Origin of the sequence: Pseudochrobactrum sp. sp1633 (genome assembly GCF_030376605.1) — a bacterium.
GTDB lineage: Bacteria > Pseudomonadota > Alphaproteobacteria > Rhizobiales > Rhizobiaceae > Pseudochrobactrum.
This window is the reverse complement of the sequence record NZ_JARRAE010000009.1, coordinates 122,968-147,315: the sequence shown is the minus strand read 5'-3', so window position 1 is coordinate 147,315 and position 24,348 is coordinate 122,968. Positions and strand designations below refer to the sequence as shown.

Sequence of the window (24,348 nt, the reverse complement as noted above, 5' to 3'; positions counted from 1 at the left end):
TTAGCGGTTCTCTGCTAAGAGAAGACTTATAATACTGCTTTTGAGGAGTGCATGAATGGCATCTTTGGTAAGTGTAAGTCTGACTCTGCGCAGCCAGCGTCACATATTGCGCAAAAGCCTGCTGGCCGCAGCATCCTGTGCGGTTCTTGCTCTGGCAGGGTGTCAAAGCACTTCCAACTCCATTCTGACACCAGTTGATCTGGCGCAGGGCTCAAGCGAAAATATTGGTTCGCTGACAAATGTTATCCAGAGTAACCCGCGCAATCCTGAGAGCTTTAACGTGCGTGGTTCAGCCTATGGTAAGGCAGGACGCTACCGTGAGGCGATGAAAGATTTTGATACAGCTATTCAGCTCGATGCAAATTATTATCAGGCCTATGCCAATCGTGCGCTCATTCAGCGTTATCTGAAAAATGATGCAGCAGCTGTGCAGGATTACAGCCGTGCCATTCAGATCAATCCGCAATATGATGCCGCTTATATCGGCCGTGGCAATGTTTATCGTCAGGCGGGGCGTCTCGATGAGGCCATGCTGGACTTCAACCGTGCAATCCAGCTGGATACGACGGACGGCCGTGCCTATCACAATCGTGGTCTGATCTATCAGGCGCGCGGTCAGCATAAACAGGCGATTGAAGATTTCTCGGCAGCAGCGTCCCTGCAGTCAAATGCGCCTGAGCCTTATAATGGTCGTGGTATTTCCTATGCGGCGCTCGGCGATTACGACAATGCCTTTGACGACTTCAATACGGCAATCGGGCTTGATGACAAAGTGGCTGAAAGCTGGGCTAATCAGGCGCTGGTTTATGAGCATCGCGGTGATAAGAAACGTGCTGCGGCTTCCTATGCCCGCGCTGTGCAGCTTGATCCGCAATATAAGCCTGCGAAAGACGGTCTGAGCCGCACACGCTAAGTTGTATATTCACCGGATATGGTAAGTTAAAGAGCCGCAGGATGTAATATCCGGCGGCTCTTTTCTTATTGCAGAAGCTGTCTATATTATTGGTTATGTCTTTATTTGATCATATCGGCTTTGAGAGCCGGAATATTCCGGCATCCTTTCGTTTTTACTCCGGCAGCATGACGCCGCTGGAGCTTCGAGTATTGCAGACGGCCGATACAGTATTTTTTGTCAGCGGAAATGCCCGCAGTCCTTTGCCGTTTTTGCGCATTGTTGCCGCAAAACCTGATGCCGGTGATGAACCGGCGTTTCAGCCGGGGCAGCATCTGCACCTGAAATTCAGTGCGAAAACCCATGAACAGGTTGAGGCCTTTTATCAGGCTGCTCTGCAACATGGCGGGCGCGAGTGTGGTACGCCGTCGTATCAGGGGCCGAAGGAAATGGGATATTTCGCGGCTCTGGTCTTTGATCCTGATGGTAATACGGTTGAAGTCGGCGTGCATGAGAAGCATGCGTAAATCATAAGCTTTGGTTCAAATGCAAGAAGGCCGGTTTAAAAACCGGCCTTCTGTACATCCAGAGCATGTTGTTTTAGTCGTCCCCACGGCACACGCTCCGGATTTTGTCTTGGTTTAGCGTTTGACGATACGTTTATCGACTTTTTGCACCAGCCGGTCGCCGATCCACTGGATGAGGCAAACCATAACAATCAGCACGGCCACAACAGCTGCCATGATCGGATAGTTGAAACGCTGGTAGCCATAGCGGATTGCCAGATCGCCCAAGCCGCCTGCACCGATTGCGCCGGCCATAGCAGATGCCCCGATCAGGGTGACAATGGTCACAGTAAAGCCGGCAATGAGCCCCGGCAGGGATTCCGGCACCAGCACTTCTTTGATGATCGTCCAGCGGCTGGCGCCCATAGAACGGGCAGCCTCAATCAGGCCGTGGTCAACTTCACGCAGAGACACTTCAGCCATACGCGCATAATAGGGAATGGCAGCGATGGAGAGGGGCACGATAGATGCCCATGTGCCCAGTGCTGTGCCCATAATCAGACGTGTGAACGGGATGAGAGCAACCAGCAGAATGATGAATGGCACAGAGCGGAACGCATTGACCACTGCACCGACAGCACGGTTGAGAGCAATATTCTGCATCAGGCCGTTGCGATCTGTAAGGATCAGCAACAGGCCCAGCGGCAGGCCGAAAATCAGCGTGAAAAGACTGGAGAAGCCGGTCATGATCAGGGTTTCGCCGAGGGAGCGCCAGAGCAGATCAAGCATTGCGGGTGTCAGGAACTGAAACATATCCGGCAACCTCCGTTTCATCACAAATTGTCTTCAGAAAATCGACAGCCTTTTGCAAAGCTGCAGGGTCACGGGCAGGCAGGCCGAGGAACAATGTGCCGACAGGTTCGCCCTGAATTGTATCAATGCCGCCATGAACAAGACGGGCGCTGAGGCCGGAGGCTGCAGCAATGTCATTGATAATCGGTCTGCGTGCAGCTTCACCGGAAATACGAAGGCGGAGGATTGCTTCTCCCGTGGATTGCGGCTCTGCCACCAGATGTGCGGTAATGCTTTCCGGCAGAGCAGGTGTAAGCATTTTCAGCAGGTTTTTTGTCGTTTCGGCTTTAGGGCGTGCAAAGACTTCCCAGACAGGGCCTTGTTCAGCAATCCGGCCGTGATCCAGCACAATCACGCGATCGGCAATTTTACGGATGACTTCCATTTCATGGGTGATGAGCAGAATGGTCAGGCCGAGTTTCTGGTTGATGTCTTTGAGCAGTGCCAGAATGGATTGTGTGGTTTCAGGGTCAAGTGCTGAGGTCGCTTCATCGGACAAGAGCAGGCTCGGCTTGGCAGCCAATGCGCGGGCAATGCCCACACGCTGTTTCTGACCGCCGGAAAGCTGTGCCGGATAATGCTCCGCACGGTCAGACAGGCCGACCAGCTCCAGCAATTCTGCAACGATTTTCTGGCGTTCAGATTTGGCAATACCGGCAATTTTAAGCGGCATTGCAATATTCTGCGCCACAGTCTTTGCAGACATCAGATTGAAATGCTGGAAGATCATGCCGATACGGCGACGCACCGGTTGCAACTGGCTTTCAGTGAGGCCGGTGATTTCCTGACCTTCAATGATGACTGAGCCGCTGTCAGGCTGTTCCAAGCCGTTGAGGCAACGGATCAGCGTCGATTTACCCGCACCGCTGCGGCCGATAATGCCGAGAATTTCACCGCGTTTGACCGAGAGGGAAATATCATCCACGGCAGGGGTGTTGCCGAACATACGTTTAATATTGGAGAGTTTGACAACTTCATCACCGGCCACGGGAGGTTGGACGGCGGAAGCGGGCAGCTTTTGCTGCGCATTCTTTATTGGAGCTGAAGTATTCACTTTATCCTCGAGCTCTTTCTTTAAATTGAGGCAATAGTATTAGAGCAAAGTACAAAAAATAGGCAATGCTCAGAGTGCAAAACGGTCCGGATAAATCCGGACCGTTACTATGCGCGGTTTAAGCCTGATAAGACAGCTCTTATTCCCAGGCAGGGATACCGGTGCCTTTATAGGCGCGGTCGAGTTCTGCTTTCACCGGCTCGTTCTGGAAGGCTGCAATCAATGGTTTGACCCATGCTGCATCCTTGTCTTCAGTGCGGATCGCAATGAAGTTGCGGTAAGGATTGTTTTCTTTTGCTTCCCAGCCGATCGCATCCTTAACCGGATCCAGACCAGATTTGGCAGCCCAGTTATTGTTGACGACAGCTGCATCAAGATCATCAATGGAAAGACCGACGACACCGGCATCCAGTTCTTTGATTTCAAGCTTTTTAGGGTTTTCAACAATATCAATCGGGGTTGCAAGAATACCTGCATCCGGATTGAGCTTGATGAGGCCTTTGCTTTCGAGAACGCGAAGCGCACGGCCTTCATTGGTCGGATCATTTGGTACGCCGACAATCGCGCCTTCCTTCAGATCTTCCAGCTTTTCAACCTTGCGGGAATAGATGCCGATTGGGAAGAGGGCGGTGTAGCCGGCAACAGAAAGCTTGTAGCCCTGCTGTTTGATCTGCTCATTCAGATATGGCTCATGCTGAAACGCATTGGCGTCAATTTCTTTACGCTCCAGCGCTTCATTCGGCTGGGTGTAATCATTGAAGATAACTGTTTCGATCTTGAGACCGTCTTTTGCAGCCTGTTCGGTTACAACTTTCCAGATGTCTTCATCTTCGCCACCCATAATGCCGACTTTGATGGACTGATCTGCGGCCTGAACTGACAGAGGTGCAGCAAATGCAACGCTCATGGCAACGGCGGAAAGCAGCATCAGTTTCATGCCGGTGCGGCGCGAAATTAAGGTTTTGACGCGGGCGATATCTGACAACGACATTGCTGTTTTCCTTATATATTGATCAGTAAGCGATCTTACGCTGACCGGTTTTGCTTCACATATCTCTCACCTGTTTTCACTCAAACGGGAGCAGGTGGATTGTGTGAGTATATTCTTCACAGAATTATGTTCGATAACAAGGAAGTTTAGTCTACGAATTTAATATTATTAGAATATTTTTGCGTAATTTTAGGTAAATACGAATAAAACTATCGCAGATAAATATATGTTTATATTTAGCATTGTGCGTTTCGTAATAAGAGAGGACGGCAAACGGAATCGAACTCCGGCAGAAATGACGAAATTATCTGTGCTGGTGAGAGTGCGCATTCATTGAGTATGTTTTAGAACGGTTTACGTCCAGATTGGATCATAGCGCTCGCTCTAGATTCTTTATTTGGTCGCATTATCACGGGCGTCAAGTTGATCCAACTTGACTGTGAAATGCTCTAGTCGATAAAGACCCGCACGCTGGCGGCGCGGCCAATCGCGTCAATCACGGTCAGAGTGGAATAGCCCGCGCCATCCGGTTGCCACAGGCCGGAGCGTTTGCGGGAGGCTTTATCCAGCGGTTTGCCATTGGCTAGCCAGAGGAACGGTGCGCGGCCGCCCTGCATTTTCAAAGCCAGTGGTGCAAGAGTGCCGTCAGACGGGCTGGAAAGTTCGACACGCGCACCCTCCGGTGGAAAAAGAATTTGCGGCGCAGATTCCCGCGCTGAAGCGCTGACGAGCGGTGCCAGATAGGGGGTGAAGCGGCGCAATGATATCGGCAATTCCGATTGCGGCAGGCGCAATGTACCGGCTGGTGCAGGGTTAAGCGGGGTAAAGCCAACGCCGGATTTGGAGAAAGCTTCAAACAGGATCGGGGCGGCAGAGCCATAGCCGCTCAAACCCGGAACTGCACCATTATCAGCGCGGCCGACCCAGACACCCAGCACATAGCGACCGTCAAAACCGACAGACCAAGCATCGCGGTAGCCATAGCTGGTGCCGGTTTTATAAGCGAGGCCGCGTTGCAATGAACCCAATGGTGGTTTAACGCCAGCCAGTACATCGGCCACCTGCCATGCGGCGGCTGGCTGTAACAGTGGTTCACCGCTGATGATATTGGTTCCATCCTTGGCGCGCTCATCCACGCCATTGGAAATGATGGAGGCTTTGCCACGATTGGAAAGGCCGGTGTAAAGCTGCACCAGATCTTTGAGGCTGATGCCAAGCCCGCCAAGGCCGATAGCCAGTCCCGGTGTTTCACCCGGCGGCAGGGTGGTTTTAATCTGTGCTCGGCGCATGCGCACCATCAGACGTGTGGCACCGACACTATCCAGCAGGCGCACCGACGGCACATTGAGCGAGAGTTGAAGCGCCTGACGCACAGTCACGTCGCCCTGATAGCTCATATCAAAATTGCGCGGGCGGTAGCCGGAAAAATTGGTCGGTCGGTCTTCAATTACGGTTTCCTGCATCACCAGACCGTCTTCAAAAGCGAGACCAAAGATAAAGGGTTTGAGCGCGGAGCCGGGTGAGCGCTGGACATTGGTCATATCAATCCAGCCGGAGCGGCTTGAATCAAAATAATCCGAGGAGCCGACTTCACCGATAATCTCACCGGTCACCGCATCGGCCATGACCATAGCGACGGAGATTTTAGAGCCAAGGCGTTTGGCTGAATCCAGTGCCACAGTTTCCAGCGCCTGCTGCACAGAGCGCTTGAGCGTCACATGATGCACATTGGCTTGGCTATCTTTGCGCAATGCGGTTTCGCTGACATGCGGGGCAAGGGCAGGCATGGCTAAACGGCGTTTTGGAATAACCAGATGTGCGGCACGGTCGGCCTCGTCATTGCCGATCAGCGAGACGACGGCCAAGCGGTTCAATACCCGATCTCGCGCTGCACGGGCATTATCAGGATAGCGGTCAGGGCGGCGGCGCTCCGGCAATTGTGGTAGGGCAATCAGCAGAGCTGCTTCCGAGGTTGTGAGCCTGCGCGGCTCTTTGCCGAAATAGGCGAGGCTCGCAGCACGGATACCTTCAAGATTACCGCCAAAAGGCGCAAGCGTCAGATAGGCATCAAGGATTTCTTCTTTAGACAGGCGGCGTTCAATCTGCACAGCGCGCACCATCTGGCGCAGTTTTGCGATAAAGGAACGCTCGGTGCGCGGTTCAATCAGACGGGCAACCTGCATCGACAAGGTGGAGCCGCCGGAGATAATGCGTCCGTGGCTGGCAAGCTGTACGGCAGCACGCCCCATAGCACGCGGGTCAATGCCGGTATGGTCGCGGAAACGCTGATCTTCATAGGCGATCAGCATATTGATAAATTGCGGATCTACATCTTTATGGGTGGTGGCGAGCCGCCAATGGCCGGACGGGATAGCAAAGGCGCGCAGCAGATTGCCGTCACGGTCCATCACTTCTTTAGATGTCTGGCTGACCACTTCCAACGGCGGCGGAAAAGCCTTGTCGAGAATTTCCAGACTGGCCCATGCTACAGCCAAAGCGATTGCTGTGCCGCTCAAGAGCATGAGCTTTTTATGCAAGCGCGATTTTTTAAGGGGCTGGGTCTCGGCCAAAAGCTGTCTCCGCCTGTATCCGCAGGCATAATTCTGAGCGGTTGATTGTACCGCCCTTATATTATTGCATATAACAGAGCGGAAAATAACGGGGAACACTATGATCGACAAGCTGGAATATTTCATTGCGCTTGCGCGCGAAAAGCATTTCGGTAAGGCGGCGGAAGATTGCGGTATTACCCAGCCAACGCTTTCTGCCGGTATACGACAGCTTGAAGATACTCTTGGCGTTATGCTGGTGCAGCGAGGTTCGCGTTTTCAGGGGCTGACGCCGGAAGGGCAGCGCGTTCTGGAGTGGGCGCGACGGATTGTTGGTGATGCACGCACAATGAAAGAGGAGATGCGCGCGGCGCGTTTCGGCCTTGGCGGGCATATTCGTATTGCGGCAATTCCCACCGCACTGGCGATGGTTTCACAACTGACAACGCCGTTCCGTGAGAAGCATCCCGATGTGACTTTTACGATCATTTCCCGCACCTCTGTCGAGGTTCTGGCTGCACTGGACAATTTCGATATTGATGCCGGAATCAGCTATCTGGACAATGAGCCGCTGGGAAAAGTGACTGCTGTACCGATTTATCGCGAGAGCTATCAGCTGATTACATCGGTCGGCAGCCAGTACTCGGAGCGTGAAAGTGTCACATGGGCAGAGGTCGGCAGTCTGCCGCTTTGCCTGCTGACAAGCGATATGCAGAACCGCCGGATTATCAATCAGCATCTGGCGCAGGCGGGAGTAACCGTGCAGCCGACGCTGGAATCCAATTCCATGATTGTGCTGTTTTCTCACATCCGTACAGGCAAATGGGCGAGCATTATGCCGCTCAATCTTTCCCAGATTCTGGGCTTTAGCGAGCCGATCCGCTCTATTCCGATTGTTGAGCCGCAGGCCAGCCATAGTGTTGGACTGATCGCTGCGCAGCGTGAGCCGCATACGCCGCTGATCGCGGCTCTGCTGCATGAGGCACGGGCTTTATCACGCGTAATGATGCCGCTCACTTGATAGATTTTTTCTATCGATCAACGGTTTTACCCTATTGAATAAGAAAGGCAGTTTTGATCTCTTCTAAGTTGGGGAAGAGATATATAAATAATGCGGGAGGCTTTGACGTCAATGTCAGGCTCAAATTCAGTTTTTACCAACAATGCAAGCGTATCTCAAAAGAGCGCAGCCAGTGCTGATGTCGCTGCACGGGCGATAGACGTTATCAATGAATTTAAGACTGTTGAAGGCCCGCTGCTGCCTGTCTTACATGCCATGCAGGAAGAGTTCGGCTACGTGCCGGCGGAGACGCTGACGCTGATTGCCGAGGCGCTTAACCTGTCGCGTGCGGAAGTGCATGGCGTCATGACTTTCTACCACGATTTTCGGGCATCGCCGACCGGTCGCCATGTGATCCGGTTGTGCCGCGCTGAGGCTTGCCAGTCTATGGATGGCGACCGTGTGGCGGAAGCCGTGCAAAAATTGCTTGGTATCGGTTGGGGCGAAACCACCGGCGACGGTAAAATCACCCTTGAGGCGGTTTATTGTCTTGGGCTTTGTGCCTGTGCACCCGCGGCGCAGGTGGATGACCGGCTGATCGGTCGTTTGAGCGAACGCAAAGCAGAGCAGATGATTGCGGAGGCACGGGCATGAGTGTGACGATTTATGTACCTTGCGATGCTGCCGCTCTGGCGCTCGGTGCCGATGAAGTGGCGTATGCGATTGCCGGAGAAGCCGTAAAGCGCGGTCTGGATATCAAGCTGGTGCGCAATGGTTCCCGTGGCATGGTCTGGCTGGAGCCTCTGGTTGAAGTGGCAACGGATAAAGGCCGCACGGCCTATGGCCCTGTGGATGTGACTGATGTGGCATCATTGTTCGACAGCGGTTTGATGGAAGGCAAAGACCATCCGCTTTCACTGGGACTGACAGAAGAAATCCCGTTTCTCAAAAAACAAACCCGTTTGACTTTTGCCCGTTGCGGTGTGACGGATCCTTTATCGTTGGAAGATTACCGCGCCCATGACGGGTTGAAAGGGTTGCAGAACGCGATTGCGATGCAGCCTGTAGATATTGTGGCGCAGGTCACGGATTCCGGCCTGCGCGGTCGCGGTGGTGCGGGCTTTCCGACCGGTATCAAATGGAAAACCGTTCACGATGCGCAAGGCGCACGCAAATATATTGTCTGCAATGCCGATGAGGGCGACAGCGGTACTTTTGCCGACCGTATGATTATGGAAGGCGATCCGTTCGTACTGATTGAAGGTATGGCGATTGCCGGTATCGCAGTGGGCGCGACCAAAGGCTATCTCTATACGCGTTCGGAATATCCGCATGCGATTGCGATGATGGAAAAGGCCGTCGAGATTGCGCGTAAAGCTGGCGTTCTCGGTGCCTCGGTGCTTGGCTCATGTTTCGCCTTTGATATGGAAGTGCGCACCGGTGCCGGTGCCTATGTCTGTGGTGAAGAAACCGCGCTGCTGGAAAGCCTTGAAGGTAAGCGCGGGCTGGTGCGTGCCAAGCCGCCGCTCCCTGCCCATAAAGGGCTGTTCGGCATGCCGACAGTCATCAATAACGTGATCTCGCTGGCCTCTGTTCCGGTGATTATGGACAAGGGCGCTGCCTATTACCGTGATTTTGGTATGGGGCGCTCCCGTGGTACAATTCCGTTGCAGATTGCCGGTAATGTTCAATATGGCGGGCTGTTTGAAACCGCTTTCGGTTTGACACTCGGCGAGATTGTTGATGATATCGGTGGCGGTACCGCAAGTGGTCGTCCGGTTAAGGCGGTGCAGGTCGGCGGGCCTTTGGGTGCTTATTTCCCGCGCGCATTGTTTGATACGCCGTTTGATTATGAAGCCTTCGCGGCCAAAGATGGTCTGATCGGTCATGCCGGTCTGGTGATTTTTGATGATCGGGCAGACATGCTGAAACAGGCGCGGTTCGCGATGGAATTCTGTGCCATTGAATCCTGCGGAAAATGCACCCCATGCCGCATCGGCTCGACACGCGGTGTTGAAGTGATCGACAGAATTGCAGCCGGTGTTGAACCCGATGCGCAGATCGAAATTTTGACTGATCTTTGCCAGACAATGAAATTCGGCTCCCTATGTGCGCTTGGCGGTTTTGCCCCTTATCCGGTGATGAGTGCCCTGACGCATTTTGAAGAGGATTTTCGCCCGCGCCCTGAAAGCCAGACTTTCGTGCAGGCAGCGGAATAGGAGTGACAGAAGATGAGCTTAATTAAAGAAATCGATTACGGCACACCTGTTTCACATTCTGAGAAAATGGTGACCCTGACCATCGATGGCAATCAGGTAAGTGTGCCTGAAGGCACCTCGATTATGCGTGCTTCGATGGAAGCCGGCATTGCTATTCCGAAGCTTTGCGCCACCGATATGGTGGATGCATTTGGCTCTTGCCGTCTGTGTTTGGTGGAAATTGAAGGCCGCAACGGTACGCCGTCTTCCTGCACCACACCGGTGATGGAAGGTCAGGTGGTTCATACCCAGACCGGCCGTCTGAAATCTTTGCGCAAAGGCGTGATGGAACTTTATATCTCCGATCACCCGCTGGATTGTTTGACCTGTGCAGCCAATGGCGACTGTGAATTGCAGGATATGGCCGGTGCTGTGGGTCTGCGCGATGTCCGCTATGGTCAGGACGGTTCCAATCACGTGTTTAAGCAAGGCCGCAATGACGGTGCGCTGAATGCAAAATGGATGCCGAAAGACGAGAGCAATCCGTATTTTACCTATGATCCGTCCAAATGTATTGTCTGCTCACGCTGCGTGCGTGCCTGTGAGGAAGTGCAGGGCACTTTTGCGCTGACCATTGAGGGTCGTGGTTTTAATTCCCGCGTCTCGCCGGGGATGCATGAGAGCTTCTTAGGTTCGGAATGTGTGTCCTGCGGTGCCTGTGTACAGGCTTGCCCGACAGCAACGCTGACAGAAAAATCGGTGATCGAAATCGGTCAGCCGGAACATTCTAAAGTTACCACCTGTGCTTATTGCGGTGTGGGCTGTTCTTTCAAAGCGGAAATGCGTGGTGAAGAACTGGTGCGCATGGTGCCGTATAAAGACGGTAAGGCCAATCGCGGCCATTCCTGCGTTAAAGGTCGCTTTGCCTATGGCTATGCCCATCACAAAGACCGTATTCTCAAGCCGATGATTCGTGAAAAAATCACTGATCCGTGGCGCGAAGTGTCATGGGAAGAAGCCTATGGCCGTGTGGCCAGCGAGTTTAAACGCTTGCAGACCCAATACGGGCGCAATTCCATCGGTGGTATTACCTCATCGCGTTGCACCAATGAAGAAACCTTCCTTGTGCAGAAATTGATCCGTGCCGGTTTCGGCAATAACAACGTCGATACCTGTGCGCGTGTTTGTCATTCGCCGACCGGCTATGGTCTGAACCAGACTTTCGGTACCTCTGCCGGTACGCAGGATTTCGACAGTGTTGAACATTCCGATGTGGTGATGGTGATTGGTGCCAATCCGACTGACGGTCATCCGGTGTTCGGCTCGCGTCTGCGCAAGCGTCTGCGCCAAGGTGCCAAGCTGATCGTGATCGATCCGCGACGTATTGATCTGGTGCGCTCACCGCATATTGAGGCGGCACATCATCTGGCACTGCGTCCGGGTACCAATGTGGCAATCATGACGGCGCTGGCGCATGTGATTGTAACCGAAGGTCTGCAGGATGATGCCTTTATCCGTGAACGTTGCGAGAATGAAGAATTCCGCGATTGGGTGGAATTTGTCTCCCAGCCGCAATATAGCCCTGAGGCTGTGGAACTGCTGACCGGTGTTCCGGCGCAAGAAGTGCGCGGCGCAGCCCGTCTGTTTGCAACCGGTGGCAATGGTGCAATCTATTATGGTCTTGGTGTAACCGAGCATAGTCAGGGTTCCACGACTGTGATGGCGATTGCCAATCTTGCGATGGTCACCGGTAATATCGGCCGCAAGGGCGTGGGTGTGAACCCGCTGCGTGGTCAGAACAACGTGCAGGGCTCCTGCGATATGGGCTCTTTCCCGCATGAATTGCCGGGCTATCGTCATATCTCTGATCCTGCAACCCGCGAAATTTATGAAAATATCTGGGGCGTGATCCTGCAGGATGAACCGGGTCTGCGTATTCCGAATATGCTGGATGCGGCGGTGGAAGGCACCTTCAAGGGTATCTATATTCAGGGTGAGGACATTCTGCAGTCCGATCCGGATACCCGTCATGTGGCCGCCGGACTGGAAGCTATGGAATGTGTAGTGGTGCAGGATCTGTTCCTCAATGAAACCGCTAATTTCGCCCATGTTTTCCTGCCGGGTTCGACCTTCCTTGAAAAGGACGGCACATTCACCAATGCGGAACGCCGTATCAACCGCGTGCGTAAGGTGATGACACCAACCAACGGCTATGCTGACTGGGAAGTGACGCAGAATCTTGCCCGTGCGATGGGGTTGAACTGGAACTATACGCATCCGTCGCAGATCATGGACGAAATCGCCATGACCACACCGACATTCGCCAATGTGTCCTATGAATTGCTGGAGCGTGAAGGTTCTGTGCAGTGGCCGTGTAATGCCAAAGCACCGCTCGGTACGCCGGTGATGCATATTGACCATTTTGTGCGCGGCAAAGGCAAATTCATGCGCACGGAATATGTGGCAACTGACGAGCGCTCAGGCCCGCGTTTCCCGCTATTGCTCACCACTGGGCGTATTCTTTCGCAATATAATGTGGGCGCACAGACCCGCCGTACCGAGAATGTGGCATGGCATGCGGAAGACCGTTTGGAAATCCATCCGCATGATGCGGAAGTGCGTGGGCTGCGTGACGGTGACTGGGTAAAAATTACTAGCCGTTCCGGCGAAACGACTTTGCGGGCGCTGGTTACAGACCGTGTGGCACCGGGCGTGGTCTATACGACCTTCCACCATCCGACGACACAGGCCAATGTGGTCACGACTGATTTCTCGGACTGGGCGACCAACTGTCCGGAATATAAGGTGACTGCGGTGCAGATCAGCGCATCCAACGGCCCGACACAATGGCAGCAGGAATATCGCGAGCATTCCGAAGCCAGCCGCCATATTGAAACAGCTTTGGATACGGTGAGCTAAGCTATGAACGAACATACTTATCGCAACCGTATTCCGATGATGGCCTCTCAGATTGCCACTTTTTTCAGTTCGCAGACGCAGATCGATCAGGCAGCAGGTGTTGCCAAACATATCAATATGTTTTGGGAACCACGCATGCGCACGCAATTGTTTGATCTGATCGATGCAGGCGGAGAGGGTTTGCATCCTTTGGTGATTGAGGCTGCGCCGCTGATTAAACGGCCGGTCTCATAATACGCAGTCTTCAGCCGGATACAGTTCTGTACCGGCTGAAATGATTCAGACATTTAGATAATTTCATTCTGACAATTGAGGGATGCTCACGGGAGATGGGCAGGCTGCGGCGCGTCCGCAGAAGGGAGGACTATGTTATGAGTGTAGGCGAACAGACACTTGGAGGGCTGAGCGGGCCGGGGATTCTCGACCGTGAACGCATTATCGCCAAACCCGGATTTAACCGCTGGCTGGTGCCGCCAGCAGCGCTGGCCATTCACCTGTGTATCGGTATGGCTTATGGTTTCAGTGTGTTCTGGCTGCCGCTCAGCCGTGCGCTCGGCGGAGAAGCTGCGGCTGCCTGTGCGGATATGAGCCTGCTGACCGCACTCTTTACCACCAGTTGTGATTGGCGTGTGGCTGATCTCGGCTGGATTTATACGCTGTTTTTTGTGCTGCTTGGCTGTTCTGCTGCCATCTGGGGCGGCTGGCTGGAGCGGGTAGGCCCGCGTAAAGCTGGTTTTGTGTCGGCACTGTGCTGGTGCGGCGGTATGGTGATTGCCGCTTTCGGCGTGATGACCCACCAGCTTTGGCTGATGTGGATCGGTGCTGGTTTCATCGGCGGTATCGGTCTTGGCCTTGGCTATATTTCGCCGGTTTCCACGCTGATCAAATGGTTCCCTGATCGTCGCGGTATGGCGACCGGCATGGCGATTATGGGCTTTGGCGGCGGTGCCATGATTGGCGCGCCACTGGCTGACTTGCTGATGGAACATTTCAAAACACCGGATTCCATTGGTGTCTGGCAGACATTTCTGGTGATGGCTGCCGGTTATTTCGTTTTCATGATGGGCGGTGCCTTTGGTTACCGTATTCCGCCTGCGGGCTGGAAGCCGGAAGGCTGGGTGGCACCGCAGACCAAAAAGGCTATGATCACCACCCGTCATGTGCACTTGCGTGATGCCCATAAGACCCCGCAATTCTGGCTAATTTGGGTGGTACTGTGCCTCAATGTTTCTGCTGGTATCGGTGTGATCGGTATGGCCTCACCAATGTTGCAGGAAATTTTCGGCGGTAAGCTGATCGGTGAAGCGGGGCTGTCCTTTACACAACTGGATGCAGGGCAAAAAACGGCAATTGCGGCGATTGCAGCCGGTTTTACCGGCCTGATCTCGCTGTTCAACATTGGCGGACGTTTCTTCTGGGCATCGTTGTCTGACCGGATTGGCCGCAAAACCACCTATTACACTTTCTTCGCTCTCGGCATTGCCATGTATATGTTGCTGCCGACTGCGGCACATATGGGCTCGGTCACACTGTTTGTAGTGATGGTATGTGTCATCCTGTCGATGTATGGCGGTGGCTTTGCGACCGTGCCTGCCTATCTAGCGGATATTTTCGGCACGCAATTTGTGGGTGCAATCCATGGACGCTTGCTGACCGCATGGGCAACGGCGGGTATCGTCGGGCCGGTTGTGGTGAATTATATTCGCGAGTTCCAGATTGCTGCCGGTGTGCCGCGTGCGCAGGTCTATGATTATACGATGTATATTCTGGCCGGTATGCTGGCGCTTGGTCTGATTGCGAATTTGTTCATCAAGCCGCTGGGAGATAAATGGTTTATGTCTGAGGCAGAGGTGGCCAAATTGCAGGCGGCAACCAAAGCCGCGGATTCCGGTCTGAGCGGTTCCTTCGGGATCGGCAAAGGCGGACTGGATGCGAAAGCGGCGCTTGCCTGGGCAGCTGTGGGCATCCCGATACTCTGGGGTGTGTGGACAACTTTTGAAAAATCCCTGATCCTGTTTCGCTGAACCCTGACAAATATTAAGTAAAAGCTCCGGCAGCGATGCCGGAGCTTTTTTATTTCCCCATAAAATTTTAGTGACGTTGAATATCTCCTCAGAGCAATATGGGCTGCTTTTCCGTGTTTTACTCTCTAAACGTATAGAACTATTCCATTTCGGTATAGGTAGTCGGAAATTGCATTGGCCTTAAAACCGCTTCGCTGCCTATAAATTTCCCGTCTGAGAAAAATAAACAAGCGCGATAAAGCGATCAGTAAATCCAGACGACAGAGCGGGTAATGGAGTGCTGCTTGTAACAAGCAGCAGCAGGAGGACAGGCCGTGGCAGAACTGCGTCAGGCACGCGATAGTTTTCGTCTGAAAGTCAGCGATATTCATGAAATCGCAGTTTATGATTATGGGAATCCAGATGGGATTCCGGCAGTGTTTTTGCATGGCGGGCCGGGTGCAGGCGTTTCTGCCAAGCAGGTTGCCAGTTTCGACCTCGATACCTATCGCGTCATCACTTTTGATCAGCGCGGTGCCGGACAATCGACCCCTGTTGCAGAATTGCGCGAGAATAGCACGCAGCATCTGATTGCAGATATTGAGCGCATCCGTGAGCATTTCGGCATTGAGCGCTGGTTGGTTACCGGCGGTTCGTGGGGCTCCTGCCTGTCACTGGCCTATGGTCAGGCACATCCGGAGCGCTGCCTTGGTTTCCGCATTCACGGGATTTTCCTTGGTGACCGCGAAGACAGTGACTGGTGGTTCCACGGTTCCAGAACTATTTTTCCTGATTACTGGCAGGAATTTGCAGAATTTGTGCCTGAAGATGAGCGCGATGATCTGCTGAAAGCCTATTATAAGCGTCTGACCTGCAGTGATCCGGCGGTGGAACATGCAGCGGCACAGAGCCTGCGTGGTTTCTCTGCCCGCACACAGACATTGGAACCAAGCGCGGAGCATGTCTCGACCTTGTTGCAGAGTGATGCGGCTTTGGCTGTTTCGCGGATTTTCACGCATTATTGCATGAATGGTGCCTTCATGCCCGCCAATGCACTGCTTGATAATCTCGACCGTATCCGTCATCTGCCTGCAGAAATTGTGCAGGGGCGTTATGATACGGTGACCCCGATGGTGACAGCGTGGAAGCTGAAAACCGCGTGGCCGGAAGCCAATTTCACCATTGTTACTTTGTCTAATCATCAGTCGACAACCGGCCCTATGGCTGGCGCTCTTGCCGATGCTTCCGAGCGTCTGGCTAAGGCCGTCAAAGCACCGGTTCACGTATAATTTTCTTTTTAAATAACGGGCAGCTTCATGTTTGATACACTGAAATCCGATCCTTCCGCCGTTGCGATGTCCTGCTATACGGAGATCCGCAAAGCCGTAAAACCGGCCATCTCACCGGATGGCGAATTGCTGGCATTTTTGAGCGATGCAAGCGGCACCGCGCAGGTCTGGATTAAGCCTTTGGCCGGTGGCGAAGCGAAGCAGCTGACCAATCTGCCGGAACCTGTCGGCACGCTGTCTTTCAATCCGAAAAGCCGTGACCTGTTGATCAGCACCGACTGGGGTGGCGATGAGCGTCACCAGTTCTGGTTGATTGAAAATTCGACAAGTGAACCGCGTAAGCTGACCACAGATGCAACTGTGGTGCATGGCTGGGGTTGCTGGTCACCGGACGGTACGCAGATTGCCTATTCCGCCAATTACCGTGACCGCACCCACATGGATCTCTATGTGATGACGGTTGCTACGGGTGAAGCCAAATGTGTTTATCAAGGTACCGGCTGGCGCACACCGGCAGCTTTCACACCGGATGGCGCAGCGCTGCTGGTCAATGACTGTACCCGCGCCATGACGGATCAGAATTTCTGCCGTCTTGATCTGGCGAGTGGTGCTTATGAGGATATGCTGCCGCATCAGGGACGTGCTTCCTATCAGGCAGCGAAGTTCCTCAAAGATGATTCCGGTATTCTGCTGATTTCCGATCAGGGACGTGATTATTCTGCTGTGATGTTCAAAACCCATGACAGCAATGAACTGATCGAAATTGCCGGTTTTGAAAAACAGGACGTGGAAGCACTGGCCATTGCGCCGGATCAGCAGAGCGTGGCGCTGGTGCTGAACCGTCAGGGCTGGAGCAAGATCGTCATCATTGACCGTCAGGGCAAAGTGCAGAAATCCCTGCCAACCCCGATGCCATGTGTGATTGCATCCGTGGCATGGACACAGGATGGTGCGGCACTGGTGATGCCTGCGGAAGGCGCAGCGACATCCGGTGATATCTGGCGCTGTGATGTGGCCACAGGCACTTATAGCCGTCTGACCGATGCACCTAAAGCGGCAATCGCTTTGCCGGACTTTATCGAGCCGACTGTGACCAGTGTTGCGAGCTTTGACGGATTGGATGTTCCTTATTTCGTCTATCAGCCGACAGTCGCTGCACCTGCAAGCGGTTATCCGGTGATGATTATCGTTCATGGCGGCCCTGAAGCCCAGTGGAAGCCGGATTTCCGCGCCGACATTCAATATATGCTGGCACGCGGTATCATGGTGATTGCGCCGAATATTCGCGGCAGTACCGGTTATGGTCGTCCTTATCAGCATCTTGATGACCGCGAATTGCGCATGGACAGCGTGGCTGATCTCAAAGCCGTGCGTCTGGCTGTCGGAAACCGTGCGGATGTTGATGACAGCCGTATTGGTGTATTCGGCCGCTCCTATGGCGGTTTCATGGTGTTGGCTGCACTTACCGAATATCCGGATTTGTGGAAACTCGGTGTGGAATATTACGGCATCGCCAATTTCCTGACCCTGATGGAAACCACCGGTCCGTGGCGCAAAGTGCTGCGTGAAGTGGAATATGGCGATGTGGCGACGATGAAAGATGCGCTGGAACGCTTCTCGCCAATTCACAAAATGGCCGAAGTACAGGCGCCCCTGATGGTGGTGCACGGGTTGGAAGATCCGCGTGTCACCCCATGCGAGAGCGAGATGGTTTATTCCTGCCTGCGCGGCTTGGGCAAGCCGGTGGAAATTCTACGCATTCCCCATGAAGGCCATGGTTTCGCACGCATTGAAAACCGCCACACAGTGTTTGATGCACTGGGCCGTTTCATCGATGAAAATTTGTAAGTAAAAACATAATGCGGGAGGAACACCATGAAAAATGGTGAGGTGATCTGGGATCTGGTTGACGCGAAAAAACGTGAGTTCGAAGAACTCAGTGACCGCGTTTGGGGTATGCCGGAAATTGCCTATACGGAATATAAATCCTGCGCCGAGCATACACAGATGCTGCGCGATCAGGGTTTTAAGATTACGGAAAATGTGGCCGGTATTCCGACTGCCGTGATCGGTGAGGCCGGTGAGGGCGGGCCTGTTATCGCTATTCTCGGCGAATATGATGCATTGCCGGGTCTTTCTCAGGAAGCCGGTATTGCTGAACCGCGTCCTATTGCCGCTACGGGGCATGGTCATGGCTGCGGCCATAATATGCTGGGTTCCGCAGCACTTCTCGCGGCCACTGCTGTGAAAGACTGGCTGGAGCAGAACGGTAAAAAAGGCTGCGTGCGTTATTACGGTTGCCCTGCGGAAGAGGGCGGCGCAGCTAAAGCCTTTATGGTACGCGCTGGTGCTTTTGATGATGTGGACATTGCCATTTCGTGGCATCCGGCTTCGTTTACACAAGTGGATGATGCCCAGTCGCTGGCCAATACCCGCATGGACTTCGAATTTACCGGCCGTGCATCGCATGCTGCTGCCGCACCACATCTCGGCCGTTCTGCTCTCGATGCGGTTGAGCTGATGAGCGTTGGCTGTAATTACCTGCGCGAGCATATTCCTGCGGATTGCCGTCTGCATTACGCCTATCTCAATGCCGGTGGTATTGCGCCGAATGTGGTGCAGGCCAAAGCCAAAGTGCGTTATGCGATCCGCGCAACCGATCTGCCGGGCATGTTCTCGCTCAATGAACGCGTGAAAAAAGTGGCGCAGGGCGCTGCAATGATGACCGAAACCACGGTTGATATTTCGATCATGAGTGCGGTGTCCAACCTGCTCGGCAATACGCCGCTGGAAATCGCGATGCATTCCAATATGGAGCGCCTCGGCGGCGTACCGTTCGATGATGCTGACCGTGCTTTTGCAGCGAAAATTCAGACAACTCTGTCGGCCGAAGATATCGAAACCGATTACCTGCGTGTTGGTCAGCCTTTTGCTGAAAATGCACCGCTTTGCGATTATGTGCTGCCGCGTGAACAGACGGGCGTGCCGATGATCGGTTCTACCGATCTGGGCGATGTCAGCTGGGCAGTGCCGACCGTGCAGGCACGCGTTGCCACCCATGCGATCGGTTCACCTGGTCACTCATGGCAGATTACGGCGCAGGGCAAAATGCCTGCCGCGCACAAAGGCATGGTCTATGCGGCTAAAGTTATGGCCGGAACCGCGCTGGATGTGATGCAGGATGAAAGCATTCTCAATGCTGCCAAGGCGGATCATCAGGCACGTATGGCGAAAACACCTTATACCTGCCCGATCCCACCGGAGGTGAACCCGCCACTGCAGCCGCGCCCTGCTGAATAAAGTGGCGGAATAAATAAATTGGCATGGCGGTGCATCGCCGCCATGTCCTTTATCAACGCAAATAATGATAAACAGGGGATAAAGATGAAGACCAATAAATTTTTGAGCCGCAGTTCCGCATTGACATTGCTTGCCGGTACTGCCGCTTTTGCCAGTGTTACATTGGCAGCAACATTTGCATCGGAAGCTGCATCACCGCCAAATGCGCTGGTGATGGCATGGAATATTGATGCGATCAGCACTTTCGATCCGGCACAGATCGGTGAAGTGGTAACGAACGAGATCGTTCAGAATACTTGCGATCCGCTGGTCGATTTTGACCCGAAAGATGAAACAAAAATTCTGCCACGCATGGCCAAAAGCTGGGATGTGTCAGAAGATGGTTTGCAGATCACATTCCACCTGCAGGACAATCTGAAATTCGATAATGGTGACGCAGCGGTTGCTGCTGATCTGGCCTGGTCTATGCAGCGCGCAGTTAAGCTTGGTTTTGGCAATGCCGCCACGCTGACAGAATATGGTTTTACCAAGGATAATGTCGACAGTGCCATTACTGCGCCGGACGACAAAACCGTGGTTTTCAAGCTGGATAAGCCATATCCGGTCAATCTCATTCTTTCTGCAATTGCTGCCAACCGCGTATCCATTCTGCTGAACCAGAAAGTGCTGATGGCCAATCAGGTCGAAGGCGATATGGGCAATAAATATCTGGCGACCCGTACTGAATGTGTTGGCCCATACAAGCTGATGCGCTGGAACCCTGCCGAAGTGGTTCTGTTGCAGGCGAGCGATAATTACTGGGGTGAAGCGCCAAAGCTTAAACAGGTTTTGATCCGCCACGTATCGGAAGCCGGAACCCAGCGCTTGCTGCTGGAAAAAGGCGATATTGATATTGCCCGCGATCTGACGCCGGAAGATCTGAAAGATCTCGAAGCACAAGATAAAGTGGCGGTTTCCCGCGCGCTGAAGCCGACATTGTTCTATTGGAACTTCAACAATGCTGATCCGCTTTTCAACAATGAAAAAGTGCGTCATGCGATGCGCTATCTCATTGACTATGACGGTCTGGCAAAGACTGTGATGCATAATGTGGGCGTGCCGCGTGCAAGCTTTGTTCAGCTCGGCGCCTTTGGTGCGCTGGATGAAAAAGAAGGCCAGCCATTCACTCTGGATGTTGATAAGGCCAAGGCACTTTTGGCTGAAGCCGGTCATCCGGATGGTTTTGAAACCACCATGTTTATCGGTACCGCTCCTTATGCAGCCCCGATTGCCCAGAGTATTCAGGATGCTGCTGCCAAAGCCGGTGTGAAAATCAAAATCGAACGTATGGCGAATGCCCAGCTGTTCAGCCGTATTCGTGGCCGTGAATTCCAGACCTCGCTGATGGGCTGGGCGACCGGCGTGCCGGATGCGCATGGCAATGCATCCCGTCAGATTTTCAATCCGGATAACCGCATGGAAGCCAAGCAGACCATGTATCCGAGCTGGCGTGCGAGCTATTTCGATGAGGCAGTGAACAAAGAAGTTGATGCTGCCTTGTTTGAAAAAGATGAAGCCAAGCGTGCCGAGCTTTATCATGCTTTGCAGAAAGAGATGATGGAAAAGGGCCCGCAGGCCTATATGTTCCAGATTTATAATGTTGCCGGTATCAACAAGGGCATCAGTAACTGGGAGTGGAACGGTTTCCGCACCTATTATGACACAGCCACAAAATAACTGATCGCAAAATACCTGCCGCAAACATTGCTGCGGCAGGTAGTGCCGGAATGCAAATTCCGGCATTCAGTCAGGTTTTACAGCACATTTTCTGTATTTCACCGGCACCTTGCGGTGCTGAAAGTCGTGTGCTGCAAATTCTCCTTTTCCCGATATTGACGGAAACATTGCCATGACGACGCCCGAAATCACTGAAGACGCGGAGTTTGAAAATGAGATCTATCATGAACCTCATCCCGTTCTTCTCTTTCTCGCCGCCGCCGCCCGCCTGATCATCTCTGTTGCGATTACGCTTCTGGGGCTGGTCACGCTGACTTTTTTCATCAGCCGTCTATTGCCGCTTGATCCTGTGATCGCGATGCTGGGGGATAATATCTCTCAGGAAGCCTATGATACGATGTATCGTAAGCTTGGTCTCGATCAGCCGCTGATCGTGCAATATGGTCTTTATATCAAAAATGCCGTGATGTTTGATTTCGGCAATGCACTGACCTCCGGTCGTCCTGTGCTGGAAGATATCGGCCGCGTGTTTCCTGCCACCATCGAGCTTGCAACCGTTGCGATTATCATCGGTACCGGTTTTGGTATTCCGCTCGGCGTGTTCTCGGCGATGTATCGTAATTCGCCGCTGGATCATCTGGTGCGTATGCTCAGTCTGCTCGGTTATTCCACGCCGAACTTCTGGCTCGGTCTGATGGCGCTGCTGGTATTCTATGCCGGTCTCGGCTGGATTGGTGGTCCGGGACGCATTGATTTCATCTATGAGTTTTCGATTGAACCGAAAACCGGCTTCCTGCTGCTCGACAGTGCAATGCAGGGACAGTGGGATGCTTTCGGCAATGCTTTCAGCCATATCATCATGCCTGCGCTTATTCTGGCTTTTGGTTCGATGGCTTATATCAGCCGTATGACACGCGGCTTCATGATCGAGCAGCTCAATCAGGAATATATCATCACTGCCCGCGTGAAAGGCTTGTCATGGTCGCGCACCGTCTGGGGACATGCATTCCGCAATGTCGCCGTGCAGGTGGTGACGGTTGTGGCGCTGTCCTATGCGTTTCTGCTTGAAGGCGCGGTGCTGACGGAAACCGTGTTCGCATGGCCGGGTTTTGGCCGCTATCTCACCAATGCTCTGATGGCCGGTGATATGAATGCTGTGGTCGGCTGTACGCTGATCGTGGGTATTCTCTTCGTGGTTATCAATCTGATCAGTGACTTGCTTTACCGCGTCTTTGATCCGCGTACACGATAGGTGCTTCTATGACTGATACTTCTAATTCTGCACCAGCATCTGTGTCATTCCGTGAATGGCTGCGTGCGCCGGTGCCTTCCTCGGCCTTTCAGGCCTATATCCAGCAGCTGCGCCGTTCATGGCTGAAGCTTCTGACCAATACATCCGCAGTTTTTGGTCTGTTCGTTATTCTGTTGCTGGTGGCTGTGGCGATCTTTGCGCCTTATATCGCGCCTTATGATATCGGTGCGAATAATCTGGCCAACCGTTTGCAGCCGCCGTCATGGGCGCATTATTTCGGCACCGATGAGCTGGGACGCGATATTTTTAGCCGTCTTGTCTATGGTTCACGGATTACACTTTATATCGTGACGCTGACGGCAATTATCGCTGCACCAATCGGCCTGATTGTCGGCACCACTGCCGGTTATATGGGCGGCTGGGTTGATACGGCGCTGATGCGTATCGTTGATATTTTCCTCGCTTTTCCGAGTCTTGTTCTGGCGCTGTCTTTTGCGGCGGCTCTCGGACCCGGCATTGAAAATGCCGTGATTGCGATCTCGCTGGCTGCATGGCCGCCGATTGCCCGCCTGGCGCGTGCGGAAACACTGACCATCCGCTCATCGGATTATGTGGCTGCCATTCGCTTGCAGGGCGCTTCCACCATGCGCGTGATCTGGTATCACGTTGTGCCGATGTGTATCCCTTCTGTGGTGATCCGTATCACGCTGAATATGTCGTCGATCATTCTCACTGCCGCAGGCCTCGGCTTCCTCGGTCTCGGCGCTCAGCCGCCAAGCCCTGAATGGGGCGCTATGCTCTCCAGCGGTCGCGAATTCATGATGACCTCGTGGTGGCTCGCAGCCATGCCCGGTTGCGCCATTCTTCTCGCCAGCCTTGCCTTCAACCTGTTTGGTGATGGTTTGCGCGACGTGCTTGACCCGCGTAACGGATAAGAGGAACGGATAAATCAAATGACCAAACCTCTGTTAGAAGTTGAAGATCTGTGGGTGTCCTTTCCGGGTGTTGACCGCTCAATCGATGTGGTGCGTGGCATCAGCTTTTCCATCGGACGCGAGAAAGTCGGTATCGTAGGGGAGAGCGGTTCCGGTAAATCCATGACCGGCCGTTCGATCCTCAAACTGACGCCGAAGGCAGCGCAGATTAAAGCGAAGAAGATGCAATTCGGCGATGTTGATTTGCTGGGTGCCAGCGAGCGCCAGATGCGCTCGGTTCGCGGCAATAAAATCTCGATGATTTTGCAGGACCCGAAATATTCGCTCAATCCGCTGATCCGTATCGGCGACCAGATTATGGAAGCCTACCGGCTGCATCATCGGGTGAATAAGCAGGAAGCCCGTCAGCGCACACTGACCATGCTGGAAGCCGTTCATATCCGTGATGCGGAGCGGGTGATGAACCTGTTCCCGCATGAGATTTCCGGCGGTATGGGACAGCGCGTGATGATCGCAATGATGCTGATCCCAGAACCGGATATGATCATTGCGGATGAACCGACCTCGGCGCTCGATGTGACAGTGCGTCGTCAGGTGCTGACCGTGCTGGATGAACTGGTGAGCCGTTCCGGCACCGGACTGATGTTTATCAGCCACGATCTCAATCTGGTGGCGGATTTCTGCGACCGCGTGCTGGTGATGTATGCCGGTCGTATCATGGAAGATCTTCCTGCCAAAGAACTGCACAAAGCGCAGCATCCTTATACGCAGGCTCTGCTTTCCAGCCTGCCGCGTCTCGACCAGCCGGTGGATATGCTGAAAGTGCCGGAGCGTGATCCGAGCTGGCTTTCAGGCGCGACCCTCAGCGGAGGTCAGAAATAATGGCGGATAT

Annotated in this window: 19 protein-coding genes; 15 read left to right on the top strand and 4 right to left on the bottom strand. The window is 53.5% G+C overall.

What is annotated here, in order from left to right; all coding sequences use genetic code 11:
* Window positions 1-55 precede the first annotated feature (55 nt).
* Both P8H26_RS11950 and P8H26_RS11945 read left to right on the top strand, forming a co-directional pair.
* Window positions 56-913, top strand: a complete 858-nt coding sequence (locus tag P8H26_RS11950) for a tetratricopeptide repeat protein (RefSeq protein WP_289633254.1) — start codon at window positions 56-58, stop codon at window positions 911-913.
* Between the two features lie 95 nt (window positions 914-1,008).
* Window positions 1,009-1,419 (top strand): VOC family protein, encoded by a 411-nt coding sequence (locus tag P8H26_RS11945; RefSeq protein ID WP_289633252.1) that lies wholly within the window; start codon window positions 1,009-1,011, stop codon window positions 1,417-1,419.
* 114 nt (window positions 1,420-1,533) lie between these two features.
* Here P8H26_RS11945 and P8H26_RS11940 read toward each other — a convergent pair whose 3' ends face one another.
* From P8H26_RS11940 to pbpC, 4 genes are all read right to left on the bottom strand, one after another.
* On the bottom strand, window positions 1,534-2,199 hold the full coding sequence (locus P8H26_RS11940; RefSeq protein ID WP_289633268.1) for a methionine ABC transporter permease: 666 nt from the start codon (window positions 2,197-2,199) through the stop codon (window positions 1,534-1,536).
* On the bottom strand, window positions 2,180-3,196 hold the full coding sequence (locus P8H26_RS11935) for a methionine ABC transporter ATP-binding protein (protein WP_308446668.1): 1,017 nt from the start codon (window positions 3,194-3,196) through the stop codon (window positions 2,180-2,182). Before P8H26_RS11935 ends, P8H26_RS11940 begins: the two co-directional genes overlap by 20 nt.
* A 247-nt stretch (window positions 3,197-3,443) precedes the next feature.
* Entirely contained in the window at window positions 3,444-4,295 is an 852-nt protein-coding gene (locus tag P8H26_RS11930) for a MetQ/NlpA family ABC transporter substrate-binding protein (protein ID WP_289633251.1), read from the bottom strand.
* Between the two features lie 449 nt (window positions 4,296-4,744).
* On the bottom strand, window positions 4,745-6,817 hold the full coding sequence (gene pbpC / locus P8H26_RS11925; protein WP_289633266.1) for a penicillin-binding protein 1C: 2,073 nt from the start codon (window positions 6,815-6,817) through the stop codon (window positions 4,745-4,747).
* Between the two features lie 148 nt (window positions 6,818-6,965).
* On the opposite strand from pbpC, the gene P8H26_RS11920 reads away from it, so the two are divergent.
* The 13 genes from P8H26_RS11920 to P8H26_RS11860 all read left to right on the top strand — a co-directional run bounded on the left by P8H26_RS11920 (window position 6,966) and on the right by P8H26_RS11860 (window position 24,338).
* On the top strand, window positions 6,966-7,865 hold the full coding sequence (locus P8H26_RS11920) for a LysR family transcriptional regulator (protein WP_289633250.1): 900 nt from the start codon (window positions 6,966-6,968) through the stop codon (window positions 7,863-7,865).
* A 111-nt stretch (window positions 7,866-7,976) separates the two neighbouring features.
* A complete protein-coding gene (locus P8H26_RS11915) occupies window positions 7,977-8,498 on the top strand; it encodes a formate dehydrogenase subunit gamma (protein WP_289633249.1) in 522 nt (173 codons plus the stop codon).
* On the top strand, window positions 8,495-10,063 hold the full coding sequence (locus P8H26_RS11910) for an NADH-quinone oxidoreductase subunit NuoF (RefSeq protein ID WP_289633247.1): 1,569 nt from the start codon (window positions 8,495-8,497) through the stop codon (window positions 10,061-10,063). The genes P8H26_RS11915 and P8H26_RS11910 overlap by 4 nt, the downstream gene beginning before the upstream one ends.
* Before the next feature lie 12 nt (window positions 10,064-10,075).
* On the top strand, window positions 10,076-12,961 hold the full coding sequence (fdhF, locus tag P8H26_RS11905) for a formate dehydrogenase subunit alpha (RefSeq protein WP_289633246.1): 2,886 nt from the start codon (window positions 10,076-10,078) through the stop codon (window positions 12,959-12,961).
* 3 nt (window positions 12,962-12,964) lie between these two features.
* Window positions 12,965-13,195, top strand: a complete 231-nt coding sequence (locus P8H26_RS11900; RefSeq protein ID WP_289633245.1) for a formate dehydrogenase subunit delta — start codon at window positions 12,965-12,967, stop codon at window positions 13,193-13,195.
* 137 nt (window positions 13,196-13,332) lie between these two features.
* Window positions 13,333-14,985 (top strand): OFA family MFS transporter, encoded by a 1,653-nt coding sequence (locus tag P8H26_RS11895; protein ID WP_289633244.1) that lies wholly within the window; start codon window positions 13,333-13,335, stop codon window positions 14,983-14,985.
* Between the two features lie 314 nt (window positions 14,986-15,299).
* Complete coding sequence (gene pip / locus P8H26_RS11890; protein ID WP_289633243.1) at window positions 15,300-16,253, top strand: prolyl aminopeptidase; 954 nt, start codon at window positions 15,300-15,302, stop codon at window positions 16,251-16,253.
* A 27-nt stretch (window positions 16,254-16,280) separates the two neighbouring features.
* Window positions 16,281-18,101, top strand: coding sequence for a S9 family peptidase (locus tag P8H26_RS11885; RefSeq protein ID WP_289633242.1), 1,821 nt, complete (start codon window positions 16,281-16,283; stop codon window positions 18,099-18,101).
* Between the two features lie 27 nt (window positions 18,102-18,128).
* Window positions 18,129-19,553, top strand: a complete 1,425-nt coding sequence (locus tag P8H26_RS11880) for a M20 family metallopeptidase (RefSeq protein WP_289633241.1) — start codon at window positions 18,129-18,131, stop codon at window positions 19,551-19,553.
* An 84-nt stretch (window positions 19,554-19,637) separates the two neighbouring features.
* The gene (locus P8H26_RS11875) at window positions 19,638-21,269 is read left to right on the top strand and encodes an ABC transporter substrate-binding protein (protein WP_289633240.1); all 1,632 of its coding nucleotides are present in this window, start codon (window positions 19,638-19,640) and stop codon (window positions 21,267-21,269) included.
* Window positions 21,270-21,441: 172 nt separating this feature from the next.
* Window positions 21,442-22,521, top strand: coding sequence for an ABC transporter permease (locus P8H26_RS11870; protein ID WP_289633239.1), 1,080 nt, complete (start codon window positions 21,442-21,444; stop codon window positions 22,519-22,521).
* 8 nt (window positions 22,522-22,529) lie between these two features.
* Window positions 22,530-23,456, top strand: coding sequence for a nickel transporter permease (gene nikC / locus P8H26_RS11865; protein ID WP_289633237.1), 927 nt, complete (start codon window positions 22,530-22,532; stop codon window positions 23,454-23,456).
* Window positions 23,457-23,474: 18 nt separating this feature from the next.
* A complete protein-coding gene (locus tag P8H26_RS11860; RefSeq protein WP_289633236.1) occupies window positions 23,475-24,338 on the top strand; it encodes an ABC transporter ATP-binding protein in 864 nt (287 codons plus the stop codon).
* Window positions 24,339-24,348 lie beyond the last annotated feature (10 nt).